Origin of the sequence: Xanthomonas sp. NCPPB 3582 (genome assembly GCF_041475735.2) — a bacterium.
Taxonomy (GTDB): domain Bacteria; phylum Pseudomonadota; class Gammaproteobacteria; order Xanthomonadales; family Xanthomonadaceae; genus Xanthomonas; species Xanthomonas codiaei.
In genome coordinates this window covers 1,360,584-1,386,628 of the sequence record NZ_CM192968.1, presented here as the reverse complement: position 1 = coordinate 1,386,628, position 26,045 = coordinate 1,360,584, and the positions used below count along the sequence as shown (strand labels likewise).

The following is a 26,045-nucleotide window of genomic DNA, read 5'->3' as shown; positions in this document are numbered from 1 at the left end:
CCAGTCTAGTTGGCCCCGCTCGGGCTGCCGTTTTCGGAGTTGTCATGAACATCCCCCTGTCCTGCCTTGCGACCGCCGTGGTCGCTGCACTGCTTGCCTCTCCCGCCCTGGCCCAGACCGCCGCGCCGGCCAGCACCGCCAACACCCTGGATACGGTGATCGTCACCGGCACCCGCGTCTCCGACCGTACCGTGGCCGAATCGCAGTCGCCGATCGACATCATCAGCGCCGAATCGCTGCAGGCCACCGGCACCCCGGAACTGGCCACCGCGCTGGCGCGCGCCCTGCCCTCGCTGAACTTCCCGCGCCCGGCGCTGAGCGACGGCACCAGCGCGATCCGTCCCGCGCAGCTGCGCGGCCTGTCGCCGGACCAGGTGCTGGTGCTGGTCAACGGCAAGCGCCGCCACACTTCCTCGCTGCTCAACCTCAACGGCACCATCGGCCGCGGCGCCGCGGCGGTGGATCTGAACACCATTCCGGTGGCGGCGATCGCACGGGTGGAAGTGCTGCGCGACGGCGCCTCGGCGCAATACGGCTCCGATGCCATCGCCGGCGTGGTCAACATCGTGCTCAAGGGCGCGGAACAGGGCGGCAGCCTGCAGGCCGGCTTCGGCCAGTACTCGGCCGGCGACGGCAGCAACTACGAGTTGTCCGGCGATACCGGCGTGGCCTATGGCGGCGACCGCGGCTGGCTGCACGTGGCCGCCCAGCTCAACCAGCAGGATCCCACCGACCGCGCACGCGGCTATGCCGGCGCGCCCAGCGTCTCGCAGCCGGCCGTGGGCCAGAAGGCGTTCAAGATCGGCGACCCAGACGTCAATGCGCAGGCCGCCTCGCTCAATACCGAATACCGGTTCAGCGACAGCATCACCGGCTACGCCTTCGCCACCGCCAGCAACCGCGACATCACCTCGTTCGCGTTCTTCCGCGCGCCGGGCAGCAGCCAGAACATCCGCTCGATCTATCCGCAGGGCTTCCTGCCGGAAATCCAGAGCTACGCCAAGGACCGCTCGCTGGTGGCCGGCGTGCGCGGCTCCACCGCCGGCGGCTGGGACTGGGATGCCAGCTACAACTACGGCTACAACCGTATCGATTTCCACACCCGCAACACGCTCAATGTGAGCCTGGGGCCGACCTCGCCCACGTCGTTCTACGATGGCGCGCTGGAGACCACGCAGAACATCGTCAACCTGGACGTCAAGCGCGGTTTCGACTGGGGCCTGGCGTACCCGGTCACCGTGGCCTTCGGCGCCGAGTACCGCAACGAGAAATGGAACCAGTCGCCGGGCGAAGTGGGCTCCTACTTCCAGGCCGGCACGCTGGCCGGCGGCGCACAGGGCTTTGGCGGATTCGCGCCCAGCGTGTCCGGGCAGTATTCGCGCGACAGCTACGCGGTGTACGCCGACATCGAAGCCGACTTCACCGACAAGTTCTCCGCCGGGCTTGCCGGACGCTATGAGGACTACAGCGATTTCGGCAGCCAGGCCTCGGGCAAGGCGTCGGCGCGCTACGCGTTCACCGACAGGATCGCACTGCGCGGCACGGTGGCCTCCGGCTTCCGTGCGCCCTCGCTGGCGCAGCAGTACTTCCAGTCCACCAGCACCACCTTCCTGGCCGGCAACCCGAACCCGTTCGAGATCCGCACCTTCCCGGCCGACAGCGCGGTGGCACGCGCCTTCGGTGCCGAACCGCTGGATGCGGAAACCTCGCTGTCCTACAGCCTGGGCCTGGTGCTGCAGCCCACCGATGCGCTCTACCTCACCGTGGATGCGTACCAGATCGATGTGGACGACCGCATCGTGCTGTCGTCCAACCTCACCGGCACAGGCGTGCGCACGCTGCTGGAATCGCAGGGCATCTTCGGCATCAACGGCGGGCGTTACTTCACCAACGCGGTGGACACGCGCACGCGCGGCGTGGACGTGGTGGGCAGCTACCGCTGGCAGCTGGCCGCCAGCACTGTGGACCTGACCGCCGGCTACAACTACTCGGAAACCGAGGTGCGCCGCGTGGCCGCCAACCCGGCGGCGCTGTCGGCCAACGGCTTGAGCCTGGAGCGTATCGACCGCACCGAGCGCGGCCGCATCGAAGAAGGCTTCCCGCGCGACAAGTTCCTGCTCAATGGCAGCTGGAATTCCGAGCACTGGACGTTGGCGCTGGGTGCCACCCGCTACGGCAAGTACAGCACGCGCCCGGCGGCGGCGATCAACGACCAGACCTTCGGCGCCAAGTGGGTGGTGGATGCGTCGGCCAGCTACAAGGTGCACCGCTGGACGCTGACCCTGGGCGCGGACAACCTGCTGGACGAATATCCGGACGAAAACAACTTCGCCAACTCCACCAGCGGGCAGTTCCCGTACAGCAATCTGTCGCCGTTCGGCTTCAACGGTGCGTACGTGTACGGGCGCATCAACTACCGCTGGTAAGCGCTGCGTCCCTGCAAAGGCGCTGCGCAGCCAGTTGGGGCAGTCGTGAGGTCGGTGGCGGAGGTGCCGACCTCGGTTTGGGCCAGCTGCGGTCGAATGCGTGAGGTGTGGGTGCGGCTTCGAGCCGGGCACGGGAATGAAGCGCGTCCGGAGCCAAGGTGGTCGTTCCTCGGTGCCTGGCTGGCGCATCGCAGCGGCCGCGCACGGTCAATGCCTGCAAACCCTGCATAGCGGCCGCGCCCGTCCTGACGATCGCGCATTGGATTTCAGCCGATGCATGCGTCTTGCATCGCCAGCAATCTGGTTCCGCCAAACGCCCCGGCTTGCCCGGGGCGTTTGCGTTGTGTCGCGCGCCTGCCATGCGTGCGGGCGGTCACGACCGTCCTGCATGCGCACCGTCTGCTTGGCAGGTGGCAACCAGGCGCTGCAGGCACGACTTGCGGCCGGCGCCATGATGGGCTCGCCAGGCCACGCTGCACCCTGCATCGCGCAGCCGAGCCGCAGCCTGCGGACCACGCCGATGCCCGTGACGATGCCTGCGCCGGCTCCGTGCTATCACGCGGACTCCTCATGATTGCCGGAGCATGCAGATGGAAGCATCGCAGTTGAGCCGTGGCCGCCTGATCGATCACCTGCACCTGGTGGTGCAGGACCTGCCTGCAAGCCGGCGCTTCTATCACGCCGTGCTCGGCGTGCTAGGCGTGCCGATCGGTGGCGAAGGCGAAGGATTCTTCTGGGCCGACGAACTGTTCGTGTCCGATCGCGACACCGTGGCGCAGGGCGTGCTGACCGGCCGCCATCACCTGGCCTTCCAGGCCCGCGACGTGGCCATGGTGCATGCCTTCCATCGGGCCGCCCTGGCGCACGGCGGTCGCGACAACGGCGCACCGGGCCTGCGCCCGTATCACCCCAGTTACTACGCCGCCTTTGTGCTCGATCCGGATGGCAACAATATCGAGGCGGTCTTTCATGGTCCTGCGCAACGCAGCGCCGATGCGGTGCAGATCACGTTTTGATGCACAACTTTCATAACTGGTATCGAGAGCCAAAATGGGGCGACGCAATGCGTTGCTCCAGTTGGGGATATGCAACCGACGCCTCACTTTGGTGCACGATGACAACGTTGGCATGAGCATATATTCGATGACAGTTGCATGCGCAACGTAACCAAAATTTGACATGCGGTTACGCGTGGTTAATGGTTGAGAACGCACCGCAGCTGCCGCCACGGACGCGGCCTGGGAGGGGGCCCACTGCGCTGCATCCGTTCCCCACTCGGAGTTGTCACCGCATGAATTGCAAGTCCAGTCCACTCGCAGTCGCTGTTGCTGTCGCCTTGTCGTTTTCCGCTTCAACCGCAGTTGCGCAGTCGCAGGTTCCTGCCCAGAAAACCCTCGATACGCTGATCGTCACCGGCACCCGCGTGGCGGACCGCACCGTGGCCGAATCGGCATCGCCGATCGACATCATCTCGCCACAGGCACTGGAATCGACCGGCACCACCGAGTTGGCCACCGCGCTGTCACGCGCGATCCCCTCGCTCAATTTCCCCCGACCCGCCATCTCCGACGGCTCGGACGCGGTACGCCCTGCGCAGCTACGCGGCCTGTCGCCCGACCAGGTGCTGGTGCTGGTCAACGGCAAGCGTTATCACAGCACCGCGCTGATCAATCTCAACGACACCCAGGGCCGCGGTTCCTCGCCGGCCGATCTCAACACCATCCCGATCGCCGCGGTGGAGCGCATCGAGGTGCTGCGCGATGGCGCGTCGGCACAATACGGCTCGGACGCGATCGCCGGCGTGATCAACGTGGTGCTCAAGGGCAGCGGCGAAGGCGGCAACGTCAATGGCCGTTACGGCAAGTACAGCGCCGGCGACGGCGAGCAGTACCAGCTGTCCGGCGATGCCGGCTTCAGCTTCGCCGGCACCGGCAAGGTGCACCTGGCCGCGCAGGCCGGGCATTCTGACCAGACCAATCGCGCGCTGCCGTTTCAGGGCCGCGTGGAGCAGCGCTATGGCGATCCGGAGATCGACCAGGGTGCCATCTCGTTCAACGGCGAATACAGCCCCACCGATTACCTCACCTTCTACTCGTTCGGCATGGTCAGCCGGCGCGAAGTGCTGTCCAACGGCTATTTCCGTTTCGCCGGCGACAACCGCAACCGCCCGGAAATCTATCCCGACGGCTTCCTGCCGCAGATCTACAACGTCAGCAAGGACGTGTCGTGGGTGGGCGGCCTGAAGACCTCCACCGAAGGCGGCCTGAACATCGATCTGAGCTACAACTACGGCCAGAACAATCTCACCTTCGATGTGCGCAACAGCTTGAACAACAGCCTGGGGCTGGCCAGCCCCACCGACTTCCATGCCGGTACGCTGGAAGTGACGCAGAACGTGCTCAATGCCGACTTCACCAAGACGCTCGATTGGGGCCTGGCCTACCCGGTCACGCTGGCCTTCGGCGCGGAATGGCGCGGCGAGAAATTCAACCAGTCGCCGGGCGATGCCGCGTCGTCGGCCAACGGCGGCATTCCCTCGGCGGCCGGTACGCTGATCCCGGGCGCGCAGGTGTTCCCGGGCTTCAAGCTCTCCGATGCCGGGTACTACAACCGCAACAGCCACTCGGCGTACGTGGACCTGGAAGCGGATCTGACCGAGAAATTCTCCGCAGGCCTTGCCGGGCGCTACGAGAAGTACAGCGACTTCGGCGACACCGCCACCGGCAAGCTGTCGCTGCGCTATGCCTTCACCGACAAGGTGGCGCTGCGAGCCACCGCTTCCACCGGCTTCCGTGCGCCATCGCTGCAGCAGCAGAACTTCCAGTCGATCGCCACCCAGTTCCTCAACGTGGCGCAGCCCAACGGCACGGTGACCGCGATTCCGTTCGAGATCGGCACCTTCCGCACCGACAACCCGGCGGCCGTTGCGCTCGGCGCCGAACCGCTCAAGGCCGAAGAGTCCAAGAACTACGGCCTGGGCGTGGTGCTGCAGCCGGTGGACAACCTGTACATCACCGTCGACGCCTACCGTATCGATATCGATGACCGCATCGTGCTGTCGGAGAATCTCACGTCCACCGCGGCGCGCAATTATCTGCAGGCCAACGGCTTCCCGGGTATCGGTGGTGGGCGCTACTTCACCAACGCGGTGGACACCAAGACCCAGGGCGTGGATGCGGTCGGCACCTATCGCTGGGCCCTGGACGGCGGCAGCGCGGAGTTGACCACCGGCTACAACTACAACAAGACCGAAGTCGAGCGCATCGCCGCCAACCCGGCTGCACTGGAAGCCATCGACCCGGGTGCGGTGCGCATCGGCCGTGCAGAACTGGGCCGTATCACTGAAGGCACGCCACGCGACAAGTTCTTCCTGGGCGGGACCTGGTCGCCGGGCAACTGGTCGTTTACCGGCACCGCCACGCGCTGGGGCGAGTTCACTACCTTCGGCACCAATGCCGGCAGCGACCAGACCTACGCGGCCAAGTGGACGCTGGATCTGGCCGCGTCCTACAAGCTGGGCGCGTGGAACTTCACCGTCGGCGGCGACAACGTGCTCAACGAATATCCGGATCGCCAGCAGGCCGGCCTGGGCACGCGCAACTACCTGCCTTACAGCAGCGCCTCGCCGTTCGGATTCAATGGCGCGCTGGTATACGCCAACGTGAACTACAAGTGGTAAATCGCATGCGCCGGTCGGTAACGACCGGCGCCTGTGTGTTGCCGCAACGCTTCAGTACGCCCTGGCGAGGTCACGTTCCTGGCCGATCGCACACCCTTGCGGCATGCCGGACCGAGGCGCGCTTGCACCGTTCCCGGCAAGGATGCGCTCAGCAAACTGCGCAAGGCGCCACACCGCGCCTTGCCGATTGCTGTCATCTTCGCGCACGCCGTTTCCGCACCCCGGAAGCATCGGTGCGCAGGCATGACCGATTACCCCTACGCAGTTGCATTCCCCCGGCATTCACCGTGCCTCGTCGCTGCGTCCATCGTCCCCTTTGAGCCTTGATTCCCATGCACACCTCCAACGCACTCTCGCTGGCGATTTCAGTCGCACTGACCGTCTGCTCCTTCGCTGCCAGTGCGCAGTCGCAATCGACCCAGCCGCAGAAGACCCTGGACACCCTGATCGTCACCGGTACGCGTGTCAGCGACCGCACCGTGGCCGAATCCGAATCGCCGATCGACATCATCACCGAGCAATCGCTGCAGGCCACCGGCGCCACCGACATCGCCACCGCGCTGGGCAAGTTGCTGCCGTCGCTGAACTTCCCGCGCCCGGCGATTTCCGACGGCAACGATGCCGCACGCCCGGCCACCTTGCGCGGCCTGTCGCCGGATGCGGTGCTGGTGCTGGTGGACGGCAAGCGCTATCACACCTCTTCGCTGATCAACTACAACCCCTACGTGGGCCGCGGCTCGGCACCGGCCGATCTGAACTCGCTGCCGATGTCGGCGATTGCGCGCATCGAAGTGCTGCGCGACGGCGCGTCGGCGCAGTACGGCTCCGATGCCATCGCCGGCGTGGTCAACATCGTGCTCAAGCACGGCGCCGATGCGGGCAGCAACAGCGTGTCGATCAACGGCGGCCTGATGGACAAGGGCGATGGCGCGCAGAACGGCATCGACGGCTCGATCGGGCTGCCGTTCGGCGGCAGCGGTGGCGATAGCGCGCCGGGCTGGGTGCGGCTGTCCTGGAACTACCAGAACACCATGGACACCAACCGCAGCGAGAACACCAACCGCGCCACCACCATCGCCGGTGCGGCCAATCCCAGCGGCGTGCCCTACCAGCGCCACGGCGATCCGGATTCGACCTTCTACCAGGGGCTGGCCGCCTTCGGCTACGACTTCTCGCCGAACGTGGAGCTCTACGGCCATGTCAGCGCGAGCCGGCGCGAGGTCACCTCCAACGGCTATTACCGCGCCTTTGATAACACCAGCCGCAACGTGCAGGCGGTATATCCGAACGGCTTCCTGCCGCAGATCTACAACCCGGTCAACGACCGCTCGGCGGTGCTGGGGCTGAAAGGCACCACCGCGGGCGAATGGAACTGGGACGTGTCGGCCACCTATGGCAAGAACGACATGAGCTTCAACATCCTCGACAGCATCAACACCAATCTGTACTGGACCACCGGCAGCTCGCCGACCAACTTCAACGCCGGCGGCTTCGAGACCGAGCAGGGTGTGGTCAACCTGGACATCAACAAGTCCTTCGACTGGGGGCTGGCCTACCCGGTCAATGTCGCCTTCGGTGCGGAGCATCGCCAGGACCGCTACGAGATCACCGCCGGCTCGCCGGACTCTTACTTCTTCGACCCGACCACCATCAACCCCGATACCGGCGCGCCCTACCCTGGCGGCGCACAGGTGTTCTCCGGCCTGGAGCCGTCAGTGGCCGGCCGATTCGGCCGCCACAGCAATGCGGTGTACGCGAACCTGGAAGCGGATCTGACCGACAAGCTCTCCGGCGGCATTGCCGGCCGCTTCGAGAACTACAGCGATGCCGGCTCCACGCGCTCGGGCAAGCTGTCGGCGCGCTATGCCTTCACCGAAACGTTCGCGCTGCGCGCCACCCTCTCCAACGGCTTCCGCGCGCCCTCGCTGGCGCAGCAGAACTATGCCTCGGTGGTGACCCTGCCGCAGGATGGCCAACTGGTGCAGGTAGGTACCTACCGCACCTCCGATCCGATTGCCCTGCAACTGGGCGCCCGCCCGTTGAGTCCGGAAAAATCCACCAACTACGGGCTGGGCGGCGTGTGGCAACCGACGGCCAACTTCACCTCCAGCCTGGACGTGTACCAGATCCGCATCTGGGATCAGATTCTGTATTCGGACCAGCTGCAGTTGGCAGAACCGATCGGCCAGGTGGCGGCGGTGCAGTTCTTCGTCAACGGCGCCACCAGCCGCACCCGCGGCGTGGACTGGATCAACAGCTATCTGGCCGACCTGGGCAGCTACGGCAAGCTCAACCTGAGCGCCAGCGCCAACTACAACAAGACCACCATCCTGGAGCTGTCCAACCCCAATTTCGGACGCGCCAGCCAGGGTCTGCTCACCCAATCGACGCCGCGCACCAAGTACATGGCGGCCGCGGACTGGTCGATCGGTGGATTCGCGCTCAACTTCAATGCCACCCGCTACGGCGCGATCAAGCGCATCGGCGACCCGGCAGACGGCAGCCAGGACCAGACGTACGCTGCGCGTTGGCTGCTGAATCTGGCTGCCAGCCAGACCTGGAATGCCTTCACGTTCACCGTCGGCGCCGACAACCTCACCAACCAGTACCCGACCAAGGCGCAGCTGACCACCGGCTACGACGACCGCGCCAGCGGCCTGCAGTATCCGTCGCTGTCGCCGTTCGGTTTCAATGGCCGCTACTGGTATGGCAGGGTGACCTACCGGTTCTGATCGGGGCGCCGGTTGCCTGCGCCGACCGCGGTCGGCGCAGCGCGGGCGTGGGCATCGCCACAGTACCGGCGATGCCTACCCGTTCTCCTTTCGGCCACCGGTGTGCACGCACACGCAGGGCAGGCCGTGCGGCGGAGCTGCCTTACCAGGAGACTGGCAAGGCATCCACGCCTCGCAGATTGGATCGGTCGTTCCAGGTCAATGCATCGAGCTGTTCCAGACGCAGACCTGGCAGGTGCTCGAACAACGCCGCCAGCGCGGCCTCCATCTCGATCAACGCAAGCCGGTTGCCCAGGCAGTGGTGGATGCCTCCACCAAAGGACATCGCACGCCCCTGCTGCCGCCGCAGATCCAGCAGATGCGGGTCGGTGAACTGCAGGGCATCGTGATTGGCGGCGCCGAGAATCAGATACACCAGCGTGCCTTCCCGCAGCGGCACGCCCTCGATCTCGAACTCCTGCAACACCGAGCGCGTGACCATCTGCACCGAACTGTCGTAGCGCATGCATTCGAGCACCGCATTGGGAAGCAATGCCGGATCGGCCCTGAGCATCGCCAGTTGCGCGGGATGCCTGTGCAGGGCGATCAGCGCATTGCAGATCATGTTGGAGGTGGTTTCGTGGCCGGCGAAGAACAGCAGGATCACGTTGGAGACGATCTCGTCCGTGCTCAGGCGGTGCCCCTCGCTTTCTGCGCGGATGAAGCGGCAGATCAGGTCGTCGCCATTGCTGCTGCGCCGCCGCTCGATGACATCGTGGAAGTAGCGTTCCAGCTGCAGGTAGGCCGCGGTGGTGGCCTCGAACTCCTCGCGGATCAAGGTCGGGTCGAAGGCCTTTGCCAGCGCACTGGTTGCATCGCCCAACATGGCAGCGTCGGCAGGATCGATGTCCAGCATGCGGCAGATGATGCTGATCGGCAGCGGAAACGCGAAGTCACGCAGCAGATTGCAGTGGCCATCGGCACGGAATGTGGCGATCAGCTCGGCGGCGATCTCGCTGGCCACCTGGCGCATGGATTCCATGTGCCGTGCAGTGAAGGCCTGCGTCATCACTCCACGCTGGCGCGTGTGCGCGGGCGGGTTGGCCATCAGGAACATGCGGCTCAGCCCCTGGAACAGCGGCATCTCCGGCGCGTCCTCGCCGTGGCGAAAACGAATGCTTTCCAGATAATCGCGGCCGACGCGCCGGTCGCTGAGCAGGCTGTCGACCACGCGGTAATGGCCGGTCATCAGCCGGCGTTCGGCCACTTCCACCAAGGGTCCTTCGGCGCGCAGGCGCGCATAGGTGGGATACGGATCCTGGCGGAACTGCGGTGTTGCAAGATCACTGAGGTGCATGGCCTGGGCTCGTAGGGCCTGGTCGCGGTGACGCGCGACACGGCGTTGGCTTGGGAAGTGTGCGGATCGCTTGCGCAATGCAAGGCCGGCATTGTCGGACCTCGCCTCGCACGCGCCCTGCCCAAGCGCGAAGCCCTGTCGTCAAACTTGAATGGACCGATCGCGTCGGCGCGATGGCGTCATCGAAGGCATGGATGGAGGGCATCGCGCAGGCACGTTGCGATGGGAGGCACCGTGGCCCGGAGAGCTGCACGCCACCACTCGCACTAGAAGCGGCCGCGGCCATTGCACAGGCTCACATCTTCGCCGCAGCGACCGCGGGCGACATGCGCGCAGCAATTGCGTGCGCTCGCTCATGCACATGTGCTTTGGCCTGGAGACCCGATCTGCGCCTGGTGACGTTGCGCAGCCCTGCGACACGGCGCTGCATGTGCGTGGTCGATGCCGGCGCATGTGCACTCCGGCGCGTGGGTGATGCTCGCTGCGATTGCAGCTGCGCCGTTGTGTGACCGCACACCAGCGATGCGCTGCAAGCACGCTCACCATGCAGGCTGCGTCGCATGTCGCATCGCGTTAATCATGCACTGTGTACTATGGGCGTCCGGCCAACCGGACCATGCGGTCCTGTTCCCTCGCGCCGGCCCCCAGCGACGATTCACGCAATGCCCGCAGGCGACGCCCGGCGCAGTGCCGTTGGCTGGGCACGCCCTCATCGTTCTCCCGGACACGCTCACAACGGATTGGAATGCATCACGACACCAGCCTCATCGACATCATCGCCGTCGGCCTCGCGGTCGCCTTCATCCTCGGCACGCTCGCACAGAAGGTGAAGCTCTCGCCACTGGTCGGCTACCTGCTGGCCGGCGTGTGCGTCGGGCCGTTTACGCCGGGCTTCGTGGCCGACCAGACCATGGCCAACCAGCTGTCCGAGCTGGGTGTGATGCTGCTGATGTTCGGGGTGGGCCTGCACTTCTCGCTCGAAGACCTGATGGAAGTGAAGTGGATCGCAGTGCCCGGCGCGCTGGTGCAGATCGTGGTGGCCACCCTGCTCGGCTGGGCGCTGGCCTGGAGCATGGGCTGGCCGCTGATCCACGGGCTGGTCTTCGGCCTGGCGTTGTCGGTGGCCAGCACCGTGGTGCTGTTGCGCGCACTGGAAGAACGCCGCCTGCTCGACACGCAGCGCGGGCGCATCGCGGTGGGTTGGCTGATCGTCGAAGACCTGGTGATGGTGCTGGCGTTGGTGTTGTTGCCGGCGCTGGCGGATGTGCTCGGTAGCGCTGCACCGGCGACGGCGCACGATGGGCAATCGCCCTCGCTGCTGGCCGCGCTGGGCGTGACCTTGCTCAAGATGGTGGCGTTCGTCGCGGCGATGCTGGTGATCGGCCGGCGGGTGATTCCATGGTCGCTGGAAAAGGTGGCGGCCACCGGCTCGCGCGAACTGTTCACCCTGGCCGTGCTCGGCATCGCGCTGGGCGTGGCCTTCGTCTCGGCCAAGTTGTTCGGCGTGTCGTTCGCGCTGGGCGCGTTCTTCGCCGGCATGCTGCTCAAGGAGTCCGAGCTCAGCCACAAGGCCGCCAGCGACTCGTTGCCGCTGCGCGATGCGTTCGCGGTGCTGTTCTTCGTGTCGGTGGGCATGTTGTTCGACCCGATGATCCTGATCGCCCACCCCTGGCAGGTGCTGGCGACCTTCCTGACCATCACCGTGGGCAAGTCGCTGGCGGCGTTCCTGATCGTGCGCGCCTTCGGCCACCCCACCGGCACCGCGCTGACCATTTCCACCAGCCTGGCGCAGATCGGCGAGTTCTCCTTCATCCTGGCCGGGCTGGGCGTACAGCTGGCGATCCTGCCCGAGACCGGGCGCGACCTGATCCTGGCCGGTGCGCTGTTGTCGATCGTGGCCAACCCGTTCCTGTTCTCGTGGCTGGACCGCTGGCAGGCCCGGCAGATCCAGGATGCACCGGCTGCAGTGGAGCCGGAGTTGCCGCCCGGCCCGCCACTGCCGGCCGAGGGCCATGCCATCGTGATCGGCTATGGCCGCGTGGGCAGCGCGCTGGCGCAACTGCTGCGCAGCCGCGGCGTGCCGGTGCTGGTGATCGACGACAACGGCGAGCACGTGGCCAAGGCGCATGCGGCCGGCATTCCCGGCATCCGTGGCAGCGCCGCCGCCGACCGGGTGCTGGCCGAGGCACGCCCGGAGCATGCCAAGATCGCAATCCTGGCGATCCCGCAGCCGCTGGAAGCGGGCGAAGCGCTGGCCAAGCTGCGTGCGATCAACCCGTCGCTGACCCTGCTGGCGCGCGCGCACAGCGACGCGGAAGTGAAGCATCTGCTCGACCACGGTGCCGACGGTGCCGTGCTGGCCGAGCGCGAGCTGGCCTATTCGCTGGCCGAGATGGTGATGTCCACCCCGCCGTATCGGGCGTTGCGCGTGCCGGCGTCGTGATGCGGGCTACCGTCCACAACGCCACCACCCGTTGACAAGGCGCGCGCATGCCGGCGTGCGCCTTTCAGGACGCGATCCTCCGGATCGCAGCGGCCCCGGATTGCCATGGGCGATGCATGCCAGGTTGCCGCCGCCCTCAACGTGGCTTGACGAGCCGATACTGACGACGGTCGCCAAAGGCCGCACCCCTGGTTTCCACATTGGCGCATAACTGCCCGCCACACAATGTCACGTCGGCGGCGTTGTAGGCGCGCAACAGGTCGGCGCGCAACTGATTGTCGCGAATATCCTGGCGATACTGAGTCAACAACCATCCACCACCGCCCAGCAACAGCAGCAGGCTTCCCAGGACAACCGCCGCGCCTTTCCATAGCAGCAGGCGCTGCCCGCGTTCGATGCGCTTGAGTTGATCGGACAAAGACTGCGCGCCTTGGCCGATCAAGCCACCGGCTTGCTGCAGCCGCTTCTCGAAGCCGGCAACGGGTTGGTCCAGTCCCTGCTGGATGCTTCGAATCAAGGTGTCGGGCACGCGCTGCAGCGTCTGCTCGGCCGAACGGGTGACCACATTGGGCAACGACTGGGCCACCTGCTCCAACTGCTGCGCAAGGCGGCGTTGCAGTTGCTCCAATTCGGCGCATCGGCGCTCGAACTGTTCCATCAGGGAAGCGGTCTTGCTGACCAGCGCCATCGGGTCTTGTGCGTTCATCAATGCGTCCTGGCTTCGTGGTGATGACGCCTACAGGCTGCGCGCGCCGGCACGCATGGTTTCCTGCTGTTGCAGTTCGGCCTGCTGCCGCTGCGCCTGCATCGCTTGTTGCGCCGCCTGCTGTTCCTGCTGGTTCACCGTCTCGACGGCCTCGGCGCGCAAGGCGCGGCCAGGCGGTTCGTTGGCCAGGACCTGTGTCATTTGACGGAACCGATCACGGTCGCCGTTCTGTGCGGCGGCCAACATGCGGTCGAGAAAAGCACTCGGGTCGTCCTGCAAGGTCGGCGGCCTGCCGCCGTATGTCGGCGACGCCCTACGCACATCGTGCGCATCCTGTTTGAGCGGCACCTGCCACTCCTGCGGCGCATGGCTGCGCTCGCGCTCCTGCCGAAGTTGCTGCATCTGCTGCTGCCAGCTTGGCGCATCCATTTCCCGACGCCCGGCCCCCGGCTCCAACGGACCACGCAGGTGATCGATCCCATCGCGGGCCAGACCGGGAATTCCGCGCGAATACAGCGTCAAGCCCGCCCGCAGCGTTTCCACGTCATCGCGATACTTCTCGATCATCGGCGCGTACTGCTGCGCAAGCTGCCGTGCTGCGGGGTCTTCCAACACGGAACGATCCGGCTTGCCATCGGCATCGACAGGAAGAAAATTATGCATGAGGTGCGACCCGCCCAGCTTGCCTGCCGCGAACACCGGAATGCGCGCATCCAGCGTTCGAGTATCGTTGGCGTAATCAGCTCTCTTCAGCGTGGCGATCTCCTGCGGCGTAGCGTAGATTTCCACGCGCCCGTAATGCCGGCTGGCGGCGCTGACCACATCACCGGCCATGACGTGATTGATCACCTCGTTGCCACCCTCGGGAATTCGCCGGTCCAGGCTCGTCGCTCCATAGGCGTTGAATGTCTGTCCCTTCAACCCGAAATGGTGCGCCGTGACCTGAGCCAGGCCGCCGCCAAGGGAATGCCCGGTGACAGTGACTTCGGGCTTATACCCACCACGTACTGCTTGACGCTCCGCCAGCTCGATCGCCCGTTGTGTCAGCTCGAGCGCATCGGCGGCCTGCGGATTATGACGCATTGAAACCATGCCGCCGTCAGCGTAAACGCCATCCTTGAAAAGCTCTCGATCAGGCTCGGTACCGCGATGGGCAACAATTAGCTCCTTCGTATCCAAGCGTCTATATATACAACCCTGATAACCCGAGGATTTATCTACATACTCAAGACGCTTGTATGAAACACCCCCTATCATAACGGGCTCACTATCTTCACCCGTCTCTCTCGGCTTGTCGTAGACGTCATTCGAAAGCGTAGCATATTGTTGATATGTGAGACTCATGGCGCATCCTTCCTGACAGACAAGGCTACCTTGAACAGCTCATTGCGCAACTCTTCTTTAAAATGATCGGGACCAGACTCACCCTGATCTGGAAAGTCATCCACTTCATCCTTCGGATATCCTCCAGACCAGAAATAAGTGACCTTTGATTTTTGGCCCAAAATTTCGCCCACGAAAAGACTCGACTGAAACCGAGTCTCGCCTTTCTTTCCAGTCGCCTTTATCGTAGTCCCTACACTAGCCAACTCAAAATGACAGACGCCTTTTCCATAATAATTCGAATCAACTAATCCATCAGCATATATTACAGCCACATATTCGAATTCACCAATCCTGTCGAAATTGATCGGTATGCCATCCCGCTTGGATTTATTCCACACACCTGTGATCGGCTCAACTGGCGTGCATTGCTCATGATTTTTTATCTCATAGAAAGCAGTACCTGAAACCCATCCAAACGGTCCTGGCGCATTCTCGATGGTCATGGTGATCCGATAGGCCTGCTTGGGGTGCGGATTCTTCCGATAGATCGGGTCGCCGTCAGCGTCGCGGGTCTGCACGTCCCTGGACTGCATGGTCGTCTCCTTCGCACCGCAAGCGCACAGGAAGGTCGCTAACGACACGCATAGCAGTGCGGCTGATGTGCGCTTCATGAGGGAGTGGCCAAGAGCTGCCTTGTCTTTATAAAAACTACGTCGTTTTTTAAGCGGCAACAAGCTTCATTACGCGCGATGGATCCCCCGGATCGAGAACATCCCTCGACAATTCCGCCCCTGCCAAGGGAGTGACTGGTTCCCTGGTTACCGAAAGTTCCCTACAGACACACTTGATAATCATTCCCATCAAGCGCAGGATGAGCGCCCGTTTCCCTGGCGGCCTCTTCCATGGCATGTGCAGTCGGCCTTCTCAATGCGTTGCCCAGCGTGCAGCTGTGCGAGTTGCTGGGCCGTCTGGGCTATGCGTTCGTGGTGCTGGATCTGGAGCATGTACTGCGTGCCCCCGATGAGCTCGAACACGCCATCCGCGCCTGTGAGCTGTCCGGCTGCGAGGCGTGGGTGCGGGTGCCGGAAGTGGACGAAAAACTGATCGGCCGCGTGCTGGATGCCGGCGCACGCGGCATCGTGCTGCCTCGCGCCGAATCGGCCGCGCAGATGGCACGGGCCGTGGCTGCCGCACGCTTTCCGCCGCTGGGCCGGCGCGGCATCACCGGCGGCCGCGTGACCGGCTTCGGCAACGTCGATCTGGACACGTACATCGCGCAAGCCAACCGCGACATCCGCATCGTGCCGATGATCGAAAGCGCCGCCGGCATTGCCGCGCTGCCGGAGATCGTGGCCGTGCCGGGCGTGGCGCTGGTGATGGAAGGCGCGCTGGACCTGGCACTGGACCTGGGCCTGGGCCCGCAGCCCACGCACGCGCAGGTGTGGGAATTGCTGCTGCAACTGCATGCGCAGTGTCGCGCCGCCGATGTGCCGTTCTGCCCCAATCCCCGCACCGATGCGCAACGCGCGCATTGGCTGCAGCAGCCGGATCTGCGCTGGCTGCTGGCCGGTGAAGACCGCGCCCTGATCCAACGCGCGCTACGCGGCCACCTGGCCACGTTCGACGCACCCGCTTCCCTACCCGCCTGCAGGAGCACGCCGTAGATGTCGACCTTCCGTTTCCACGCCCTGACACTTGCCATCGTGGCGGCCAGCCTGAGCCTGTCGCTGCAGGCGGTGGCCGCCGACGCGCAGGCGACCGACGACGCCGAAGGCCAGACTCCCATCCGTGCGCTGGACGCGATCCAGGTGCAGGGCAGCCTGCTCGGGCGCTCCAAACCCGATGACGTGCAGCGCTATGCCGGCAGCCGCCAGGTGATTGATCGCGCCCAATTGCGCAACGGCGGCAACCGCTCGCTCGACGATGCGCTGCAACGCGTGCCGGGCATCAAGATCTTCGACGAAACCGGCACCGGCGCGCTGCCGCAGATCATGTTGCGCGGCCTGTACGAGAGCCGCAGCGGCCGCGTGCAGGTGCTGGAAGATGGTATCCCGCTTGCGCTGGCGCCGTACGGGCAGACCAGCCTGTCGTTGTTTCCGGTGGGGCTGAACCAGATCGATCGCATCGACATCGTGCGCGGCGGCGCTGCCGTGCAATACGGGCCCAATAACGTGGGCGGAGTGATCAACCTGGTCAGCAAGGACATCCCCAGCGCTTGGAGCACCACGTTGGCGCACAAGGTCACCGCCGGCGGCCAGGGCCAGTTCCTGCAGGACAGCGCGCTCAGCAGCGGCGGTTACCTGACCGACAACCTCGGCATGCAGGTCGATGCCAACCGCACCTGGGGCGAGTACTGGCGCGCGCACAGCGATACCGACATCAGCAACCTGCGCGTGCGCGCGGAGTGGTGGCTGGACGACAGCAAGTTGATCAAGGCCAGCGTGCAGCGCTATCTGGTGGACATGGATCTGGCCGGCGCACTGAGCCCGGCCGACTACCGGCGCGACCCGCGCCAGTCCACGCGACCGCTGGACAGTTTCAATGGCCGTACCACGAGAGCGTCGTTGGGGTATGAGCAGTTGTTCGGAGACTGGGGGCCGCTGAAGGATGTTCGGTTGTCTTGGACCAACTTCAGCGCGCGCAGCAGCCGCAATTTCATCGTCGGCATGCGCCAGGCCGCCACCGAAACCTGGCGCTCGGACCTGCCGCCGCAACTGCGCCAGACCGCCCCGCGCGACTTCCGCGTGGTCGGCAGCGAGCCGCGGCTGAGCTGGAACATGGGCACGGCCGGCGACGTGCGTCAGCAATGGACCGTCGGCGTGCGCGCGGTGCGCGAGGACATCGATTTCCTGGTCGGCAACCTGCGCCTGCGCGATGGCCTGTTCACCAGCGTGCGCGACTGGCAGTTCGAAGACCGCGCACTGGCGGCCTATGTCAGCAATGCCATCACCCTGCCGGACGAGCGCCTGACCATCACCCCCGGGCTGCGCTACGAGCGCCTGGATTCGCGCTATTTCAACCGTGCCACCGGGGTGCGCACGCTCAACCAGACCCGCGACGTGCTGCCGGGGCTGACGGTGGGCTTCCAGGCCAATGAACTGTGGTTCTTCTATGCCGACGGGCAGCGCTCGCTGCGCGCGCCGCAGGTCACCCAGATCATCTTCGGCAACAACCTGGATGCCGAGCTGGCCTGGAATTACGAAGCCGGCACGCGCTACCAGCCCAACGACCGCACCCGCATCCAGGTCGGCGCCTACCTGATCGACTTCGATCAGCAGATCCAGCTGGACAACACCACCCGCGTGTTCCGCAACCTGGGCAAGACCCGCCACCAGGGTGGCGAGGTGGAACTGCAATGGAGCCCGGAACGCCTGCGCGCGCTCACCCTCAACGCCGGTTATGCGTATCTGGATGCCAGCCAGGAATCGGGCACATTCCGCGGCTTGCGGGTGCCGTTCACCTCGTGCAACCAGATCACCCTGGGCGGCAACTACGCGCTCGGTCATACCACTGTCGCGCTGTCGGGCTATTACTTCAGCAAGGCCTTCAGCGATGCCGCCAATACCGTGCAGGAGAACGCCATCGCCTCGGTCGGCCAGCTGCCCGCCTACATGGTCTGGAACACGCAGGTGAGCCATACGCTGTTCGAACGCGATGGGCAGAAATTCAGCGCATCGTTGGCGATCAACAACCTGTTCGACCGGCAGTACTGGTTCCGCGGCGTGGATACCAGCCCGTGGGGTCGCCAGGCCGCGCCTGGCCGCACGGTCACCGCAGGGCTGGAGTACACGTTCTAGCGCGCAGCAACCCAGCAGCAGGGCCTTGCAGAGCGGCCGATGATGGCCGCCGCGCGCCCGGTCCTTGCCGGCCACTGCGATTGACCGTCGCCGGCATGGCCCACATCAGCGTTGTCCAGTGAGAACAACTCTGCAGCGTCCAGGCAGGGCCAGTACACGACCGATGGACAGGGGCATCGGTGGCGCCTGACGGCAACGGCGATCGGTTTGCGGTCGCCGTGGAAACAGACCGCGTGCACGAAGCACGCTTCATCGCCGCAGTACGCGGCATTGCGATCGCTGCATCGCAGGCCACCCAACGCCGCACGCGGCGCCAGGCAGCCCGTCCAGTTCCGGTTTTCCCCTACCGCCCTGTCGAACGAGAGCTGCCATGAACGCTGTAACCGACGCCCCCCTGGTGATCCTCACCCATGTCTGCCACCCGGCCATCACCGACGGTTTCCTGCCGGCCGCACACGCGCAAGGCATCCCGGTCTGGTTGCTGACCGACCACCGGCTCGATCACCTGGCCTACTTCCGCGACCATCCCGCGCACGCGCCGCAGCGGGTGATCGAATGCGATGTGTTCAACCCGCTCGGCGTGCTGGACGTGCTGCACGACGCCGAGGTACGCCCGCGCGCCGTCTTCAGCAACAGCGATCACCTGCAGACCAGCACCGCGCTGGTGGCAGCCGGCCTTGGGCTGCCCGGCAAGGACTGGCAGGTGTGCTACGCCGCCAAGAACAAAGCCGCGATGCGGCAGCGCCTGCGCGCGCGCGGATTGCCCTGCCCATGGTTCTGCACGCTGGCGCCCGGTGCCGCACCGCCTGCGCAGATCCCCTGGCCGGTGGTGGCCAAGCCGCGCGAAGGCGTGGCCAGCCTGGACGTGCGCCACTGCGCCGATGCCGCGCAACTGCAGCGCTACCTGGACGAGATCTGGCAGCGTCACCCGCAGCGCAGCGTGTTGCTGGAAGGCATGTTGGTCGGGCCGTTGTTCACCCTGGAGACGCTGGGCGATGGGCACAGCATGCAACCCATCGGCGGGTTCAAGGTACGGCTGTCGCCGCCACCGCATTTCGTCGAATGCGAGGCGCACTGGGATGGCGACGTGGACACGCCGGCGATCGCGCAGGCAGTGCAGCAATTGCGCAGCTTCGGCGTGAACTTCGGGCTCTGCCACAGCGAATTCATCCTCACCGCCGATGGCCCGGTGCTGGTGGAGATCAACTACCGCAGCATCGGCGACCGCCGCGAATTCCTGCTCGATGCCATGTTCGGCCAGCAGTGGTTCGCTGCCGCGCTGGCGCCGCACCTGGGCCAGCCGCTGCCGCAGCTGCGCAGCGCGCGCGCGCACGCCCTGCTGCGCTACTACGTGGCCGACCACGACGGCGAGCTGGTCGCCGCCAGTGAAGACCGCCGGCATCACGATGCGCATTGCGACGTGCAGTACCGACGCATGCGCGCACCGGGCGAGCGTATCCAGCTGAGCCACTCCAACAAGGATTACCTGGGCGTGCTCAGTGCGCTGGCCAGCGATGCGCAGGCGCTGCAGCAAGCGGTGGTGCAGGCCGAAGCCGGCCTGCAATGGCGTATCGACCGCGCAGGAGCACGCGCATGAGCCTGGCCGCCGACCAGCGTTACATCGCCATCCGCATCATCGATGCCTGCCTGCGCGAAGACCTGCGCGCCATCGTCAGCCGGGGTGCGCTGGCCACGCCGGAGGCGCACCTTCTCGCAGCGTGGCGCGGCGCCGTGCCGGGCGATGGCTGGTGGAAGATCGCACATCTGCCCGACGCCACGTTGTGGCTGCCGATCCATCGCCACGGCGTCCTGCAGGACATCAGCGCCTGCGACGATCGCTGGATCGTGCAGACCGCCGCAGGCGCACTGCTCGAACAGGGCAGCCACGCCTGGCTGCAACGCCTGGGCGCCGGGCTGGACGCGGAGACACAGCGCTTGCATCGCGCCTACGCCGACGAGGCCGACTGCGCCGCTGCGCATCGCGGGCTGGCGCGGCAGGCGTACCATGCGCAGGCACCGGCATTGAACGCTGCCCTGCAGTACGCCGATGCCGCCGAGCGCGCGTATCGCTGCGACCAGTTGGCGAGCTATCGCGACCATCCGTTCTATCCCACCGCACGCGCCAAGGCCGGCCTGGAGCCCTCCGAACTGCGCGACTACGCACCCGAGTTTGCGCCCAGCTTCGCGCTGCGCTGGCTGGCGCTGCCGCAGGCGCAGCTCAGCTGCACCAGTTCGCCGCCGGCCGAGCTGTGGCCGGCATTCGGCGAGGTGGGGTTGCCGCCCGCGCTTGCGGCCACGCACGGGCTGTGGCCGGTGCATCCGCTGGTGTGGGAGCGGCTGGAGCAACCCGGCTTCGAGCTGCCTCCCGGCGCGGTGCGTGCGCCCCTGCCCTGGCTGGACATGCGCCCCGGACTGTCGGTGCGAACGCTGGTGCCGCTGCAGCACCCGCAGCTGCACCTCAAACTGCCGATCCCGATGCGGACGCTGGGCGCGTTGAACCTGCGTCTGATCAAACCTTCCACGTTGTACGACGGGCACTGGCTGGAACGCGCCCTGCGCCTGATCGACGCGCGCGATGCGGCCCTGCGCGGGCGTTGCGTCTTCGTGGACGAATCGCACGGCGGGCACGTCGGGCAGGCCCGGCATCTGGCCTATCTGCTGCGGCGTTATCCGCCACTGGAAGACAGCACGCTGGTACCGGTGGCCGCGCTGTGTGCGCTGCTGCCCGATGGCCGGCCGATGGCGATCCACCTGGCCGAGCGGTTTGCGCAAGGCGACGTGCACGCCTGGTGGCGCGACTACACCGAGCTGCTGCTTGCCGTGCATCTGCGGCTGTGGCTGGGTTACGGCATCGCGCTGGAGGCCAATCAACAGAACAGCGTGCTGGTGTATGCCCCCGGCCGGCCCACCCGACTGCTGATGAAGGACAACGACGCCGCACGCATCGCCATGCCGCAGCTGCGCGCACAACTGCCGGAGATCGCCGCGCTGGGCCCACTGCACGATGCGCGTATCGCCGTGGAAGATGCGCAGGCGCTGGCGCAGATGTTCTGCACCATCGTGCTGCAACTGGATCTGCAGGCGGTACTGGAAGGCCTGGCCGAATGGCAGCCGTCCCTGCACGCGCCATTGCTTGCGCAGCTGCAGCGGCAACTGCTGCAGACCCTGGCGCAGCTGGACGCCGAGGGCATCGACACCGCGCCCGCGTATCGCCTGCTGGGCGCGCCACGGCTGCCGGTGAAGTATCTGCTCAGTGCCGGCAGCCTGCTCAGCAAGCAGCTGACCGGCGCGGCCGACATCAACAAGTTCTACGGCGACAGCGCGCCCAATCCGTTCGGCACCGCGTTCGCCGCTGCGCAACCGTCGCCGCGTCGGCAGGCCGGAGGGCAGCGATGAAGCGCGTGCTGGGCCCGGTGCTGGCGGCGCACTACCTGGCGGCCTTCACCGCGCTGGGCATGCCGCTATTCCTGCCGCAGGTGCTGGCCGACCTGGCGCCAGGCGCGGCGGTGGGCTGGAGCGGCGTACTGTACGTGCTGCCGACGCTGTGCACGGCACTGACCGCCAGCAGCTGGGGGCGGCTGGCCGATCGCTACGGGCGCAAGCGCTCGTTGCTGCGCGCGCAGCTGGGGCTGGCGCTGGGTTTTGCGATCGCCGGCTTTGCGCCGTCGCTGCACTGGCTGGTGATCGGCCTGGTCGTGCAGGGCGCCTGCGGCGGCTCGCTGGCGGCGGCCAACGCCTACCTGGCCAGCCAACCGCAGGCCGGTCCGCTGGCGCGTGCATTGGACTGGACGCAGTATTCGGCGCGGCTGGCGATGGTCAGCGCCCCGGCGTTGCTCGGGCTGGCGCTGGCGCTGGGTCCGGCGCAGTCGCTGTATCGCGCGCTCGCACTGCTGCCGCTGGTCGCGTTCGCGCTGACCTGGCGGTTGCCGGCCGACCGACCGCACGTGCGTCCGGGTGCCGCTGCCACTGCGGCGGCGGCCAGTACGCCACCCGCGCATGCGGCACCGACGACTCCGGCGCTCTGGCCTGCGCTGCTGCTCGCGCAGTTCCTGTTCTGCTTCGCGATGGTGGTGACGTTTCCGTATTTCATTCCGTACGCACTGGCGCGCGGCGCAGGACACGATGCCGTGGCCGGCCTGCTCTACAGCCTGCCGCATCTGGTCTACCTGGTGGTGCTGCCGTGGTGGCGGCGCGGCGATGGCGAGCTGTGGCTGGTGCCCGGCCTGGCGATGTTCGCGCTGGCCTGCGTGTGGCAGGCGGTGCTGCACGATCCCATTGCGTTGGCCGGCGCGCGTCTGCTGTTCGGCGTCGGCATGCTGGCCGGCCTGCGCGGGCTCAATCGCAGCCTGGCGCTGCTGGCCAGCGGCCACGGCGCCGGGCGCCTGTTCGGCCGTTTCGACGCCTGCGGCAAGTGGGCCGGCGTGCTCGCCGGCGCCGCCGCGGGTGGGCTGACCCAGGCCGCAGGGACTGCCGCCCCTTTTCTCGCCGCTGCGTTGGCGGCGGCCGCTGCTGCGCTCACCGTCCTGGTGCGCTTTCCTTCGAGGAGACCTGCCGATGTCCCCGCACACGATCGATGACCCCTGGTACGCCAGCATGGCCGACGCACAGGCCTGCACCTGCTGGCTGAACTGTTACCTGCGCGAGTTCGCCATCCCGCAACGCGCCGCCGATTTCGATTACCGCGGGCTGGATCGCCCCGGCCCACGCGTGGCCGAGCAGCGCTGGCTGCGTATCGACCTGGGCGAGACCGGCGTGCTGTGCGTGCGCATCGCCTACGCCGACCGCCTGGGGCGTTGCCGCTTCGCGTCCACGCCTTTCCTCAAGGCCGCCGGCCAGCCCTGGCATAGCCTGGATGCGCCAGCGCTGGCGCGTTGCCTGCTGCAATCGCTGGGCAGCACGCAGGCGGTCAACCCGGAGCTGCTCGCGCAGAGCGCCAACAGCGTGGCGGTCACCACCGCGGTATTGCGCCAGGCACAGGCCAGCGCACCCACCGGCGAGGCGATGATCGATGCCGAACAATCGCTGCTGTGGGGCCATGCCCTGCATCCCACGCCCAAGAGCCGCGAAGGCGTCGCGCTCGACCAGGTCCTGGCCTGCGCACCGGAAGCACGCGCGGCCTTCCAGCTGTTCTGGTTCCGTATCGACCCGCGCCTGTTGCGCACACAGGGCACCGATGTGCGCGCCAGCCTGCGGCAACTCAGCGGCAGCGACGCGCTCTACCCCTGCCACCCGTGGGAAGCGCAACGCCTGCTCGACGATCCGCTGCTGCGCACGCTGCAAGCGCGTGGCCTGATCGAGCCGGTGGGGCCCTGCGGCGAGATGCTATGGCCCACCTCCTCGGTGCGCACGCTGTACCACCCGCAGCTGGACTATTTCCTCAAATGTTCGGTGCATGTGCGACTGACCAACTGCGTACGCAAGAACGCCTGGTACGAGCTGGAAAGCGCAGTCGCCCTGACCGAACTGCTGGCGCCGAGCTGGCGCACGCTGGCGGCGCAGGTGCCGGGCTTCGATGTGATGCTGGAACCGGCAGCCACCTCGCTGGAGGTGGCGCAGGTGGATCGCGCCCTGCACGACGCCGACCCGCTGGCGGCACGCGCGTTGTCCGAGAGTTTCGGCATCCTGTACCGCAAGGCCATTCCCGCCGCGCAGCGCACGCGCTGGCAGCCGCAGGTGGCCGCGGCCCTGTTCACCTGCGATGCGCAGGGCAACAGCATCTGTGCCGCACGCCTGCAGGCGCTGACCAGCGCACGGATGGATCGCCACACTTGCACCGTGCTGTGGTTCCGCGCCTATGCCGGGCTGTTGCTGGATGGGGTGTGGAGCGCGTTGTTCCAGCACGGCATTGCCTTGGAACCGCACCTGCAGAACACCGTGATCGGGTTTGCCGACGGCTGGCCCACGCGGGTGTGGATCCGCGATCTGGAAGGCACCAAGCTACTCGCCCACCACTGGCCGGAAACACGCCTGCACGGGGTGGGCGAACGCGCACGGCAGTCGCTGTACTACACGCCGGAACAGGGCTGGAACCGGGTGGCGTATTGCGCACTGGTCAACAATCTGGCCGAGGCGATCTTTCATCTCACCGAAGGCGACGCCGTGCTCGAAGCGCGTTTGTGGCAGTGCGTGGGCGCGCTTGCCGCGCGCTGGCAGCAGCGCCATGGTGCGCAACCCGCGCTGCAGGGGCTGATCGATGGCGCGCCGCTGCCGGGCAAGAACAATCTCGGCACGCGCCTGCTGCAACGTGCCGATCGTCAGGCCGATTACACCGCACTGCCCAATCCCATCGCCGCGCTCGCCAGTGCGCGACAGGTGGCCGCATGAGCCTGCGCATCGATAGTGCAGCGTTGATGCACGCGCTGCCGCAGCTGCGCGCCGACAGCGACGGCCCGCTGTGCGCCTATGTCTACGACCTGTCCGCCCTGGACGCGCATGCGGCCTGGATGCGCGCGCAACTGCCGGCGCAGTGCGAGCTGTTCTACGCGGCCAAGGCCAATGCGGAGGCGCCCATCCTGCGCACGCTCGCCCCGCACGTGGATGGATTCGAAGCCGCCTCCGGCGGCGAACTGGCCTGGCTGCATGCGCAGCAACCGCAGGCGGCATTGCTGTTCGGCGGGCCGGGCAAACTGGACAGCGAGCTGGCCCAGGCCGCCGCCCTGCACGACTGCAGCGTGCATGTGGAAAGCATCGGCGAACTGCAGCGCCTGGCCGCCATCGCTGCGCAGGCCGGCCGCTGCGTGCCGGTGTTCCTGCGCATGAATATCGCCGTGCCCGGCGCGCAGAGCACGCGGCTGATGATGGGTGGGCAGCCTTCGCCATTCGGCGTGGATCCAGAAGATCTGGACGCGGCCATGCAGCTGCTGCGCGCCAGCCCGTCGCTGCACCTGGAGGGTTTTCATTTCCACCTGATGTCGCACCAGCGCGATGCAGGTGCGCAACTGCACCTGATCGGCGCCTATCTGCGCACCGTGCAGCACTGGCGGCAGACCTATGCGCTCGGGCCGTTGCGGGTGAACGCCGGCGGCGGGTTCGGCGTTGACTATCTGGCACCGTCCGCCTCGTTCGACTGGGCCGGTTTTTGTGCAGGATTGCCCGCGCTGCTGCGCGAGCGCGGTACCGACCTGCGCCTGCGCCTGGAGCCGGGTCGCTATGTCAGCGCCAGCTGCGGCTGGTACCTGATGGAGGTGCTGGATATCAAGCGCAGCCACGGCCAGTGGTTCGCGATCGCCCGTGGCGGCACCCACCATTTCCGCACCCCGGCAGCGCAAGCCCACGATCATCCTTTCCGCGTGTTGCGCGGCGCACACAACCCGGTGATCAGCGACACGCCGGTCACCCTGGTCGGCCAGCTGTGCACGCCCAAGGACGTGCTGGCGCGCCAGCAACCGGTGGCCGCGCTCGCACCCGGCGACTGCCTGGCTTTTCCGCTGGCCGGCGCCTATGCGTGGAATATTTCGCACCAGCAGTTCCTGATGCACCCGCCGCCGCAGATGGTGTTCTTGCCGGCACCCGCGGTAGACCAACGACGGCGCTCATCCGCGGGCGGCAGGACGGCAGCGGTCATCGACTGAAACAGGAGGACCTGCACGCGGGAGCCGCG

At 66.5% G+C, this 26,045-nt stretch carries 16 protein-coding genes; 12 read left to right on the top strand and 4 right to left on the bottom strand.

Annotation, left to right across the window (positions count from 1 at the left end; genetic code table 11):
• The first annotated feature begins 44 nt into the window (after window positions 1-44).
• The 4 genes from ACCQ05_RS05815 (at window position 45) to ACCQ05_RS05800 (ending at window position 8,837) form a co-directional block, all read left to right on the top strand.
• Window positions 45-2,426: a TonB-dependent receptor plug domain-containing protein gene (locus ACCQ05_RS05815; protein WP_372393204.1), complete on the top strand. Its 2,382-nt coding sequence runs from the start codon at window positions 45-47 to the stop codon at window positions 2,424-2,426.
• A gap of 590 nt (window positions 2,427-3,016) precedes the next feature.
• Window positions 3,017-3,442 carry a VOC family protein gene (locus tag ACCQ05_RS05810; RefSeq protein ID WP_372393203.1) on the top strand — a complete coding sequence of 142 codons (426 nt, stop codon included), beginning with the start codon at window positions 3,017-3,019 and terminating at the stop codon, window positions 3,440-3,442.
• Window positions 3,443-3,717: 275 nt separating this feature from the next.
• On the top strand, window positions 3,718-6,105 hold the full coding sequence (locus ACCQ05_RS05805) for a TonB-dependent receptor plug domain-containing protein (RefSeq protein ID WP_372393202.1): 2,388 nt from the start codon (window positions 3,718-3,720) through the stop codon (window positions 6,103-6,105).
• 332 nt (window positions 6,106-6,437) lie between these two features.
• On the top strand, window positions 6,438-8,837 hold the full coding sequence (locus ACCQ05_RS05800; RefSeq protein ID WP_372393201.1) for a TonB-dependent receptor plug domain-containing protein: 2,400 nt from the start codon (window positions 6,438-6,440) through the stop codon (window positions 8,835-8,837).
• Between the two features lie 142 nt (window positions 8,838-8,979).
• Here the strand turns inward: ACCQ05_RS05800 and ACCQ05_RS05795 are convergent, their stop codons facing one another.
• The gene (locus ACCQ05_RS05795) at window positions 8,980-10,173 is read right to left on the bottom strand and encodes a cytochrome P450 (RefSeq protein ID WP_372393200.1); all 1,194 of its coding nucleotides are present in this window, start codon (window positions 10,171-10,173) and stop codon (window positions 8,980-8,982) included.
• Between the two features lie 745 nt (window positions 10,174-10,918).
• Between ACCQ05_RS05795 and ybaL the strand changes: the two genes are divergently transcribed.
• On the top strand, window positions 10,919-12,616 hold the full coding sequence (ybaL, locus tag ACCQ05_RS05790) for a YbaL family putative K(+) efflux transporter (RefSeq protein WP_372393199.1): 1,698 nt from the start codon (window positions 10,919-10,921) through the stop codon (window positions 12,614-12,616).
• Window positions 12,617-12,752: 136 nt separating this feature from the next.
• Here the strand turns inward: ybaL and ACCQ05_RS05785 are convergent, their stop codons facing one another.
• From ACCQ05_RS05785 to ACCQ05_RS05775, 3 genes are read right to left on the bottom strand one after another with little or no spacing between them, the layout of a single operon-like run.
• Window positions 12,753-13,322, bottom strand: coding sequence for a relaxation protein (locus ACCQ05_RS05785; RefSeq protein WP_228962763.1), 570 nt, complete (start codon window positions 13,320-13,322; stop codon window positions 12,753-12,755).
• A 30-nt stretch (window positions 13,323-13,352) separates the two neighbouring features.
• Complete coding sequence (locus ACCQ05_RS05780) at window positions 13,353-14,666, bottom strand: Tle-like phospholipase domain-containing protein (RefSeq protein ID WP_372393198.1); 1,314 nt, start codon at window positions 14,664-14,666, stop codon at window positions 13,353-13,355.
• Window positions 14,663-15,241, bottom strand: a complete 579-nt coding sequence (locus ACCQ05_RS05775; protein WP_372393197.1) for a hypothetical protein — start codon at window positions 15,239-15,241, stop codon at window positions 14,663-14,665. The genes ACCQ05_RS05780 and ACCQ05_RS05775 overlap by 4 nt, the downstream gene beginning before the upstream one ends.
• Window positions 15,242-15,550: 309 nt before the next feature.
• On the opposite strand from ACCQ05_RS05775, the gene ACCQ05_RS05770 reads away from it, so the two are divergent.
• The 7 genes from ACCQ05_RS05770 to ACCQ05_RS05740 all read left to right on the top strand — a co-directional run bounded on the left by ACCQ05_RS05770 (window position 15,551) and on the right by ACCQ05_RS05740 (window position 26,016).
• Complete coding sequence (locus ACCQ05_RS05770) at window positions 15,551-16,312, top strand: HpcH/HpaI aldolase family protein (protein ID WP_372393196.1); 762 nt, start codon at window positions 15,551-15,553, stop codon at window positions 16,310-16,312.
• Window positions 16,313-18,445, top strand: a complete 2,133-nt coding sequence (locus tag ACCQ05_RS05765; RefSeq protein WP_372393195.1) for a TonB-dependent receptor family protein — start codon at window positions 16,313-16,315, stop codon at window positions 18,443-18,445.
• Between the two features lie 370 nt (window positions 18,446-18,815).
• Entirely contained in the window at window positions 18,816-20,042 is a 1,227-nt protein-coding gene (locus ACCQ05_RS05760) for an ATP-grasp domain-containing protein (protein WP_372393194.1), read from the top strand.
• Window positions 20,039-21,841 carry an IucA/IucC family protein gene (locus ACCQ05_RS05755; RefSeq protein ID WP_372393193.1) on the top strand — a complete coding sequence of 601 codons (1,803 nt, stop codon included), beginning with the start codon at window positions 20,039-20,041 and terminating at the stop codon, window positions 21,839-21,841. The genes ACCQ05_RS05760 and ACCQ05_RS05755 overlap by 4 nt, the downstream gene beginning before the upstream one ends.
• Window positions 21,838-23,022 carry an MFS transporter gene (locus tag ACCQ05_RS05750; RefSeq protein WP_372393192.1) on the top strand — a complete coding sequence of 395 codons (1,185 nt, stop codon included), beginning with the start codon at window positions 21,838-21,840 and terminating at the stop codon, window positions 23,020-23,022. Before ACCQ05_RS05755 ends, ACCQ05_RS05750 begins: the two co-directional genes overlap by 4 nt.
• The gene (locus ACCQ05_RS05745; RefSeq protein WP_372393191.1) at window positions 23,000-24,769 is read left to right on the top strand and encodes an IucA/IucC family protein; all 1,770 of its coding nucleotides are present in this window, start codon (window positions 23,000-23,002) and stop codon (window positions 24,767-24,769) included. Before ACCQ05_RS05750 ends, ACCQ05_RS05745 begins: the two co-directional genes overlap by 23 nt.
• Entirely contained in the window at window positions 24,766-26,016 is a 1,251-nt protein-coding gene (locus ACCQ05_RS05740) for a type III PLP-dependent enzyme (protein WP_372393190.1), read from the top strand. The genes ACCQ05_RS05745 and ACCQ05_RS05740 overlap by 4 nt, the downstream gene beginning before the upstream one ends.
• Window positions 26,017-26,045 lie beyond the last annotated feature (29 nt).

Bases quoted from the DNA above. Each gene is read 5' to 3' on its own strand.
- ACCQ05_RS05815 (WP_372393204.1), top strand. From the start codon at position 45: ATGAACATCCCCCTGTCCTGCCTTGCGACCGCCGTGGTCGCTGCACTG.
- ACCQ05_RS05810 (WP_372393203.1), top strand. From the start codon at position 3,017: ATGGAAGCATCGCAGTTGAGCCGTGGCCGCCTGATCGATCACCTGCAC.
- ACCQ05_RS05805 (WP_372393202.1), top strand. From the start codon at position 3,718: ATGAATTGCAAGTCCAGTCCACTCGCAGTCGCTGTTGCTGTCGCCTTG.
- ACCQ05_RS05800 (WP_372393201.1), top strand. From the start codon at position 6,438: ATGCACACCTCCAACGCACTCTCGCTGGCGATTTCAGTCGCACTGACC.
- ACCQ05_RS05795 (WP_372393200.1), bottom strand. From the start codon at position 10,173: ATGCACCTCAGTGATCTTGCAACACCGCAGTTCCGCCAGGATCCGTAT.
- ybaL (WP_372393199.1), top strand. From the start codon at position 10,919: ATGCATCACGACACCAGCCTCATCGACATCATCGCCGTCGGCCTCGCG.
- ACCQ05_RS05785 (WP_228962763.1), bottom strand. From the start codon at position 13,322: ATGAACGCACAAGACCCGATGGCGCTGGTCAGCAAGACCGCTTCCCTG.
- ACCQ05_RS05780 (WP_372393198.1), bottom strand. From the start codon at position 14,666: ATGAGTCTCACATATCAACAATATGCTACGCTTTCGAATGACGTCTAC.
- ACCQ05_RS05775 (WP_372393197.1), bottom strand. From the start codon at position 15,241: ATGCAGTCCAGGGACGTGCAGACCCGCGACGCTGACGGCGACCCGATC.
- ACCQ05_RS05770 (WP_372393196.1), top strand. From the start codon at position 15,551: ATGGCATGTGCAGTCGGCCTTCTCAATGCGTTGCCCAGCGTGCAGCTG.
- ACCQ05_RS05765 (WP_372393195.1), top strand. From the start codon at position 16,313: ATGTCGACCTTCCGTTTCCACGCCCTGACACTTGCCATCGTGGCGGCC.
- ACCQ05_RS05760 (WP_372393194.1), top strand. From the start codon at position 18,816: ATGAACGCTGTAACCGACGCCCCCCTGGTGATCCTCACCCATGTCTGC.
- ACCQ05_RS05755 (WP_372393193.1), top strand. From the start codon at position 20,039: ATGAGCCTGGCCGCCGACCAGCGTTACATCGCCATCCGCATCATCGAT.
- ACCQ05_RS05750 (WP_372393192.1), top strand. From the start codon at position 21,838: ATGAAGCGCGTGCTGGGCCCGGTGCTGGCGGCGCACTACCTGGCGGCC.
- ACCQ05_RS05745 (WP_372393191.1), top strand. From the start codon at position 23,000: ATGTCCCCGCACACGATCGATGACCCCTGGTACGCCAGCATGGCCGAC.
- ACCQ05_RS05740 (WP_372393190.1), top strand. From the start codon at position 24,766: ATGAGCCTGCGCATCGATAGTGCAGCGTTGATGCACGCGCTGCCGCAG.